Raw genomic sequence first — 7,927 nt, forward strand, 5'->3', positions numbered from 1 at the left:
GCATTTGTTTAAACAACTTTTTGTAATATGCCGGCAGGGGATGATAAGATTTTTGCTACGAAATACATCGTAAGGATCGTTTGTGCAGGGCTCTATTATCACATTGGTGATTGTGTTACTGGTATTAATCGTCATTTCAGCTTTTTTTTCTGGTTCAGAGATTGGGATGATGTCTTTGAACCGCTATCGATTACGGCATTTAGTAAAGAAGAATCATAAACAAGCCATCCGGGTAAATCAGTTACTAGCACATCCTGATAGGCTTCTTAGTATCATTTTAATTGGTAATACGCTAGCTAATATCATTGCTTCCATGGTCGCAACCCTCATTGGACAGCGGTTGTATGGAGATGGTGGTGTTTTAGCGGCAGCTATATTATTGACATTCATTATTTTAGTATTTTCAGAAATAACGCCTAAAACGCTTGCTGCATTATATCCGCAGCAGATTGCCTTTATCTGTTCTTTTCCTTTAATGGTGATGCAACTGGTGTTTGCGCCTTTGGTCAATTTAATAAGCTGGATTGCCAATGGTATCTTGCGTTTATTTGGAATATCGATAAATCGCATGCAAAAAGAAACATTATCAGGCGAGGAATTGCGTTCAGTCGTGCATGAGGCTGGAGGGCTTTTACCGGTCGAACATAAAAGCATGTTGATTAGTCTCCTTGATCTAGAACAGGCTCGAGTAGAGGATATCATGGTTCCAAAAGCCGATATTATCGGCATTGATTTAGAATTGCCTTGGCATGAATTGCTAGAACAGCTTGAGACAGCTCAACATACTCGACTGCCTCTTTACCGAGGCACGATTGATAATTTGATTGGAATGATTCACATAAGGAATGTATTAAATCTGGCTTTGGAAGAGCGTTTTGATATGGAGGCTTTATTAAAAATTGCCGAGGCCCCCTATTTTATACCCGAGGCGACTCCTTTAAATGTGCAGATTTTAAATTTTCGAAAGATGAAACGCCGAAGTTGTTTTGTGGTTGATGAATATGGAGATTTGCAAGGTTTGGTTACTATGGAAGATATTTTGGAAGAAGTTGTTGGAGAATTTACCACGGATATTGCTGCACTAAGTAAAGATATTACACCACAAGAGGATGGTTCGGTGATTATCGATGCCAGCATTACATTACGAAATTTAAATCGCTTAATGAGCTGGCAATTGCCATCCATTGGACCTCGTACGTTAAGTGGTTTGATCATCGAATATTTAGGGTATATTCCACCTGCCGATTGTTGTTTGATGATTGAAAATTATCAGATTGAGGTATTAAAAGTTGGTGAAAATATCATAAAAAGCGTGCGAATGATAAAAGTTAGTAAGAGAAGAAATAGCTGATTTTATTCTTTAATAGATAGAACTGGGGTTGCAAAAAAATAACCCTCATATCTAATCGTTTTAATCAATTTCGGTTGTTTTGCATTCGTTTCGATTTTCTGTCGTAACCGACTAATCTGGACATCCAGCTGCCTTGCAACACGGGTTGAATGGTCAATGTTAATCATTTGCAATAAAAATTTCCGACTTAATACCTGTTGAGGGTGGCGCACAAAAGCTAATAGCAGATCATATTCCTTATTACTTAATGACAATTCGGTATGGTTTTTAAAACATTGCCTTGCACTGGGATAAATTCGGCAATTGCCAAATAAAAGAACTTCTATTTTTGCTTCAGAAGAAGGGGGCGTGTGTTTTACGCGACGACTGATGGCGTTAATACGAGCATGCAACTCACGTGGAAGCATAGGTTCTGTCATAAAGTCATCCGCGCCAGCTTCAAGCATTTGGACACAAATTTCCTCATTGGCAGAATCGTTGAAAATGATAATTGGCGTTGGATATTGGTGAGACAATTGATTTATTACTTCATCATTTTTTTGAATTAGAGACCAGTGTATCAATAAGGCAACAGGAAGAGGGGGATTCAGACACAAATGCTGAAGAGATGTTTTTTGGATGATGCTGAATCCAAATGTTTTAAAATAATCAATGAGTTTTGTATCAATAGGTTTTTTATCAACAATTAATAAGTAGTTCGGATGTGTCATCATCAAAGTTTCCTTAGGGCTTACGACAAACGCCCAACCTCTGCGTTAAAAAGAAATGTTGATTTGGTCATTTGCAATCTAAATTCCCACATTAACATTTCTTTTTGCTTTGACCTTGAGATTTTTCGTAAGTCCTATTCCTGCTTTTTGATAACAGGGGTGTTAGAATTTTGGTGACAATGGTTTTGTGGGTGGTGCATCGTAAACAGGTCTATGGTCGGCTTGCAAGTCTTCTTGGTTATTTTTGGATTGAGATTTTTCCCAATAGTCGGCAATTTGTGCCTTAATGTCAGGAATAGCTCCTAAAAATTCATGTAATTGTCCATGAAGGACTGCCGCAGTCCCTCGCCCCAAAGTGGGTATTCCCATCCAATTATTTGCATTATCAAGAATACGATTGGCTGTTTGTAATCCTACTAATTCAGCAAGCAAATCAGGCGCAATTTTTCGATTTGCAAGCAGATGTAAAAGAAAAATATCGAATGAATGACGCTTGTTTTTCAGCATGGTTTTTTCCTTGGTTGCTTATTAAAATAATAGTTCAGGGATAAAATAAGGCAAATCATGGTGGTTAGGGGCTTTGCAACAAGATGACGTGCACGTTGCGGTAAATTCAATCAATAGATGGTATGCTTATAATTAGATTTTATATGAGCTAGAGGGCTAATCCAGGATGGGAAATGCCCTATGATCCATTTGAGGCAAGGCGCTGAAAATAGGGATGATTCCCATGAAAAATCATAATATTGATTGGTTGGTTAGCAGTCTTCATCACTCTAAGGCACTGATAAAATATGAAATCAAGCAATTGGAGAGCCGTCTTAAATTTTATTTAACCGGTGGCAATGAACGAACACCACCCGTCGAAGAGGTTGTGGCATTGTGTACTTCGCTAATTCGTTGCTATGACCAGTATTTAAAAATGATGGATTCAAAGTATCGACCTATAATGCCTGACGAGGCAGGCGAGTTGTCCTTTAAAACCTGGTTTGACTGTTACGCACAGATTGAGTCATTACAATCTCTGGGTCTTTATTCAATAACCATTGTCGAAGAACTTACAAAAATACAGGCTTTGCATCGCCAGTACCAGCAGCTTAAATTATTAATCTCCAGAGGTGATGTTGCGTCCAGACAGAAAGTAGAGGATGTGGCTTGGTTTCATGCCATTAAACCATTGATTCAGGCTTCCGCTCCCAATGATTGGCTTAAGGCAATTGTTTTGTTTGCTAACCAGCAGTCAGGAATTAATGTAAATGATTGTCTTGTGCATCTTTCACAGTTGGATAATCAGCAGTTATTGCATTTAGCTAATGCGTTTAGGCATGAGGAATATTTGCACATTATTAGTGCTATTTTTTTCTATAAGCTCTACCCCCAAAAGCTTTTTAATCACTCATTGCATCCGGAAAAATTGGTTTCCGTAAAAAATAGATTATCCTTATTATATGATTTTATTGAAATATTACATCAAACTTTGGTGCAAACAATCACTCAAAGAGGATTACCTAAAATACAGGATTATTTGTTTCATAGCGAAGACTTGCCCCAAGGGATAGAAATCGAGATCGGCGATGATTGTCGTGATTTAATTTTGTCAGCCATTAAATCCTGGAATATAAGTATAGCAATCACTGAGGCTCATCCCAGTATGAATCAATTGCATGAGATATTTTGTGCTTATAAATTTTGGTTTAATCCAGCACGATTAATCGACGCAGTCATGATACTAGAACAGAAATTTATCAAACACCATGGGCAGGTTAATTCTAAGGATGATTTTTTTCATCAGATGCGGTCATTGTACCGTCAATTAACGACGACTGAATGTCTTGACTTGTATGGTTATTTTGCAAATAAAGACAGTAATTATTTGATGCGTACTTTATTGGTTGTTAAACGTGGTGAGTTATTGTCTTGGCTGCCGGCTTTAAATTCTGCTGAGCTTGATGCAATCAATCGAGTGTATGGGTCACTAGCTTGTGTGATGAGTGCATTACGTGATGAGCTGGCAACACGCCATATTTCTACCGCACCTTATAAACATGATTTACATGAGCTGACTGAAAAAAAACTAACGCCTGGCCGGAGAAATCGCAATGCGGTGATTCGAATTATTACTTTATATACAAAGAAGACCCCCCGGCCGAATACCAATTTGGAGGAGTTGTTCAAGACGGTTGAATCTTAAGGATAATAGTGATTACTTAGGATTCTGTAATGGTGCTGTTTAAATGCCAATTATAGGTATACGTGTTAATTTTATTGATTTGTTTTAATTTTTCACGTAATGGTTTGTAAGCATATTGCGATAAGTGTTTAATTAAGTCTTGCTCTTCTCCACCAAAATCATCAATAAACCAATCATAAATTTTTGATACAATTAATTTCCCTTCAATAATTTGCGTGCCCCGCAATGAATTTATATATTGCGACGCCGCTTCATTTAATTGATTTTCTAATAAGGCACCTTGGAAAGCTTGCTTGCTGAGATTGGCGGCACCGATGCTGCCATTGTTTATGGCATAATGGGTTCGAGGGTCGTTCCAAATGGCTCTGATGATACGATTATGAATTTCGTCCAGCGATAATTGTATGCCGTTTAAAGTAATAAGATTTGCCCCCCAGGGCCCAACACTAAACAATCCTGGAGAGATATTAATTTCTTGAATGCTGGCTACTGGATAATAATGGGCTATGATTTGTACGGTAAGTGCATTATAAAGGTTTAACCAAAATGCCAATTGCTCCTGGCGATTATAATTCGTGATATCAATTTGAGACAGACGGTTAATATAACGCTCAAGTAAATCAAGGTCTCTTTTTGATAAATGCGGGTAATCAACAAGATTGATTCCTTCTTGATTAGTAACGACACATCTCGATAAAAAGTCTTGCCACTCCTGATGTGGGATTACTTCTGTAGACAAAGGATTATGAATACTCCATCTTGGCCATAAATTTTTATGAAATGATGCCATGGCCATTGTACTGAACAATAAACCAAACACGAGAAGACCAAACCGTAATTTTAAATTAACCATATTCATGGATTATCATCTATCTAAATCATAAGTTTTGCGCGATTTCGCAGAGCGCTGCCAATCGTATTTCCATCCAGAAATTCCAATTCTCCTCCCGAGGGAATGCCATGCGCCAATTGGCTAATATTTACTGGATGAGAATTTAACAATTCATGAATAAAATGAATAGTAGTTTGTCCTTCGATGGTAGGACTCAACGCCAAAATAACTTCCTTGATGTTTTCATGTTCAATCAGAGATTGTAGTTTGGACAAACCTATCTCTTCAGGTCCTATACCATCCAAGGGAGAAATTTTATTCATTAATACATAATAACTGCCATTGAATGCATGACTTTGCTCAATTGCTGCAACATCGGCCGGACTTTCAACCACACAGAGCGTTGTTTTATCCCTTTCATTGTTTTGGCATATGGAGCAAAAAACATCCATTGTGTAGTTGTTGCAGCGTTCACAATTGCGAACATTCTGCATGGCGTCCTCAAGACAAGCAGCCAAGTGCAAACCGCGTTGCCGTTGACGCTGAAGTAAATGGAACACCATGCGTTGTGCGGATTTAGGGCCAACGCCAGGCAAACATCGCAATGCTTCTACCAAGCGAGATAAAGCATCCATAATGTATTATTCTTTGTCGTCTTCTTTTCCACCCTTCATAAAATCACTTGGAATATTCAGGCCGGCAGTTAATTGACTGATTTTTTCTTTGGATGCTTTTTCAACTTTTCGAACGGCATCATTGACTGCTGCAGCAAGCAAATCCTCCAACATTTCAATGTCTTCGTTCATAAGGGCAGGGCTTATTTTAACTTTTGTTACATCATGACGACCATTCATTTCGATTTTTACCATACCTCCACCTGCTTCGCCATGCACAATTAATTGACTCAATTGTTGCTGTGCTTCTTGCATGCGTTGTTGCATCTTTTGAGCTTCTTTCATTAAGTTGCTAAGATTTTGATTGATATCCATTGGAACCTCTTATCAGTTGGTTATTAAAAATTTTCTGAGAAAAAAATACATTCAATGTAGCGACATTTATCGACCATTTTTGTGCCATGAGATAACCTCATTGCTGGTTATTTTATCAGAATTCAGATAATTATAGGTCATCTTGGCGCGGTACAATAGAATTTTTAACCAATGTTGCAGCAAACTCCCGTTGAATTTGTTGAAAAAGTGGATCATCTTGCAATGCTGATTCGGCTTCTTGATACTGTTTTTCTTGTGTAATTTTCTTTTGCTGTGCTGGTGATGACTGTAAAACTTCATTGGTTTGCAGAATTAATTTTACCGTTTCATGATAATAATCAGCCAATGCTTTTTCTATTCGCTGAATCACTGCCGTTGTAAAAACGGATTGATGGCTATTGGCAATACGAAGCGTCACTTCTGCACCAAGTTTGCTGACCCATTCCGTATTCTCTGCAGCGTTCAATGCTAATCCATTCAATTTAAGCTTTGGTAATACGTTGTGCCAATGTTCATCCTTCATGGATTGATTATGATTTTCAATGACGGGTGTAATGGTTGGTTGCAATGATGGCTGCAATTCATTAGGCGGTGGTGAGGGTGCTTTGGTTTCTGATTGTAATTCCTGTTCAGATGGATTTAAAACAGGAGAATGATGAATAACAGGCATGGGGGCCTGATTGCTTGAGGTGGAAGAATGGATGCTGTCTGCCTTATTTTCGTAAGCTAATGGTGGTGATATGTTTTTAGGGGCTGGTCTGAATGTATACATACGCAATAAGGTCATTTCAAACCCAATAACCGATGAGGGAGCAAGGTGCAGCTCCTCCAGACCTTTTATTCCAATTTGATAGAATAATTGAGTGTCTTCTGCAGAAAATTTGGTGCTCAAACTTAAAATATCCGCAGAAAGTCGCAGCAGGGGGTTATCACCCGGCAGGTTTTGAGTGACGCAAATTTGGTGGAGATAACTAAGCATTTCATCCAAGACGTAATGAAAATTTCCTCCCTCAGCGGCAATTTGTTTACTGATGTGGAGGAGCTTTTGCGGGTTGAATTCTGCCATAGCATGCAATAATTGCATGGCATAATTTTGCTGAGTATAGCCAAGAATATTTTTTGTATCGGTCGTGCTTAAATGGCCACTGCTGCATGCGATCGCTTGATCCAGCAGGCTTAATGCATCACGCATGCTGCCACGAGCAGCATTGGCTAGTAATTCTATTGCTTCTGCTTCAGAAGATAATTGTTCATTTTTTAAAATAAATTGCAATTGTTGGCAGATAATGTCTGCTTGCATTGGTTTAAGATTAAATTGCAAGCATCGTGATAAAACCGTGATAGGTAATTTATGAGGGTCTGTTGTGGCTAATAAAAACTTAACATGCTCTGGTGGTTCTTCTAAAGTTTTAAGTAATGCATTAAAACTGTGCTGCGATAACATGTGTACTTCATCGATAAGATAAATCTTGAAACGGCCATTGGTTGGCGCATATTGCACATTTTCAAGTATTTCTCGCGTGTCTTCAACGCGCGTGCGTGAAGCGCCGTCAATTTCAATCAGATCAAGAAAACGGCCTTGTTCAATGGCAAGGCAGGCATCACATTGAAGACAGGGTTCTGCAGAAATTCCTTGCTCACAATTAAGCGCTTTTGCCAGCAATCGCGCAACGCTGGTTTTACCAATCCCGCGAGTTCCAGTAAATAAATAGGCATGATGCAATCGCTGCTGGTTAAGCGAATTCGTTAATGCTTTGGTGACGTGCTCTTGGCCAACCAGTTGAGAAAACGTACGTGGTCGCCATTTACGTGCTAAGGCAATATAGCTCATAAGGGCTTTCACAAAGTTTGGTG

8 protein-coding genes are annotated in these 7,927 nt (G+C 38.7%); 2 read left to right on the forward strand and 6 right to left on the reverse strand.

Annotated elements, in window-relative coordinates; genetic code table 11:
• Positions 1 to 82: 82 nt before the first annotated feature.
• Positions 83 to 1,351, forward strand: coding sequence for an HlyC/CorC family transporter (locus LOA_RS02080; RefSeq protein WP_025384935.1), 1,269 nt, complete (start codon positions 83 to 85; stop codon positions 1,349 to 1,351).
• Positions 1,352 to 1,353: 2 nt separating this feature from the next.
• On the opposite strand, the gene LOA_RS02085 is transcribed toward LOA_RS02080, so the two are convergent.
• Together LOA_RS02085 and LOA_RS02090 are read right to left on the reverse strand one after the other, a co-directional pair.
• Positions 1,354 to 2,064 carry a winged helix-turn-helix domain-containing protein gene (locus LOA_RS02085; protein WP_025384936.1) on the reverse strand — a complete coding sequence of 237 codons (711 nt, stop codon included), beginning with the start codon at positions 2,062 to 2,064 and terminating at the stop codon, positions 1,354 to 1,356.
• 159 nt (positions 2,065 to 2,223) lie between these two features.
• Entirely contained in the window at positions 2,224 to 2,568 is a 345-nt protein-coding gene (locus LOA_RS02090) for a hypothetical protein (protein WP_025384937.1), read from the reverse strand.
• Positions 2,569 to 2,791: 223 nt separating this feature from the next.
• Between LOA_RS02090 and LOA_RS02095 the strand changes: the two genes are divergently transcribed.
• A complete protein-coding gene (locus tag LOA_RS02095; RefSeq protein WP_051398905.1) occupies positions 2,792 to 4,252 on the forward strand; it encodes a hypothetical protein in 1,461 nt (486 codons plus the stop codon).
• A 16-nt stretch (positions 4,253 to 4,268) separates the two neighbouring features.
• On the opposite strand, the gene LOA_RS02100 is transcribed toward LOA_RS02095, so the two are convergent.
• The 4 genes from LOA_RS02100 to dnaX form a co-directional block, all read right to left on the reverse strand.
• A complete protein-coding gene (locus tag LOA_RS02100; RefSeq protein WP_025384939.1) occupies positions 4,269 to 5,111 on the reverse strand; it encodes a DUF547 domain-containing protein in 843 nt (280 codons plus the stop codon).
• Positions 5,112 to 5,125: 14 nt separating this feature from the next.
• Positions 5,126 to 5,719 carry a recombination mediator RecR gene (recR, locus tag LOA_RS02105; protein ID WP_025384940.1) on the reverse strand — a complete coding sequence of 198 codons (594 nt, stop codon included), beginning with the start codon at positions 5,717 to 5,719 and terminating at the stop codon, positions 5,126 to 5,128.
• Between the two features lie 6 nt (positions 5,720 to 5,725).
• Complete coding sequence (locus LOA_RS02110) at positions 5,726 to 6,073, reverse strand: YbaB/EbfC family nucleoid-associated protein (protein ID WP_025384941.1); 348 nt, start codon at positions 6,071 to 6,073, stop codon at positions 5,726 to 5,728.
• Between the two features lie 130 nt (positions 6,074 to 6,203).
• On the reverse strand, positions 6,204 to 7,904 hold the full coding sequence (gene dnaX / locus LOA_RS02115; RefSeq protein ID WP_025384942.1) for a DNA polymerase III subunit gamma/tau: 1,701 nt from the start codon (positions 7,902 to 7,904) through the stop codon (positions 6,204 to 6,206).
• Between the last annotated feature and the right edge of the window lie 23 nt (positions 7,905 to 7,927).

The organism is Legionella oakridgensis ATCC 33761 = DSM 21215 (genome assembly GCF_000512355.1).
GTDB lineage: Bacteria > Pseudomonadota > Gammaproteobacteria > Legionellales > Legionellaceae > Legionella_A > Legionella_A oakridgensis.

Bases quoted from the DNA above. Each gene is read 5' to 3' on its own strand.
- LOA_RS02100 (WP_025384939.1), bottom strand. From the start codon at position 5,111: ATGAATATGGTTAATTTAAAATTACGGTTTGGTCTTCTCGTGTTTGGT.
- recR (WP_025384940.1), bottom strand. From the start codon at position 5,719: ATGGATGCTTTATCTCGCTTGGTAGAAGCATTGCGATGTTTGCCTGGC.
- LOA_RS02090 (WP_025384937.1), bottom strand. From the start codon at position 2,568: ATGCTGAAAAACAAGCGTCATTCATTCGATATTTTTCTTTTACATCTG.
- LOA_RS02085 (WP_025384936.1), bottom strand. From the start codon at position 2,064: ATGATGACACATCCGAACTACTTATTAATTGTTGATAAAAAACCTATT.
- LOA_RS02095 (WP_051398905.1), top strand. From the start codon at position 2,792: ATGAAAAATCATAATATTGATTGGTTGGTTAGCAGTCTTCATCACTCT.
- LOA_RS02110 (WP_025384941.1), bottom strand. From the start codon at position 6,073: ATGGATATCAATCAAAATCTTAGCAACTTAATGAAAGAAGCTCAAAAG.
- dnaX (WP_025384942.1), bottom strand. From the start codon at position 7,904: ATGAGCTATATTGCCTTAGCACGTAAATGGCGACCACGTACGTTTTCT.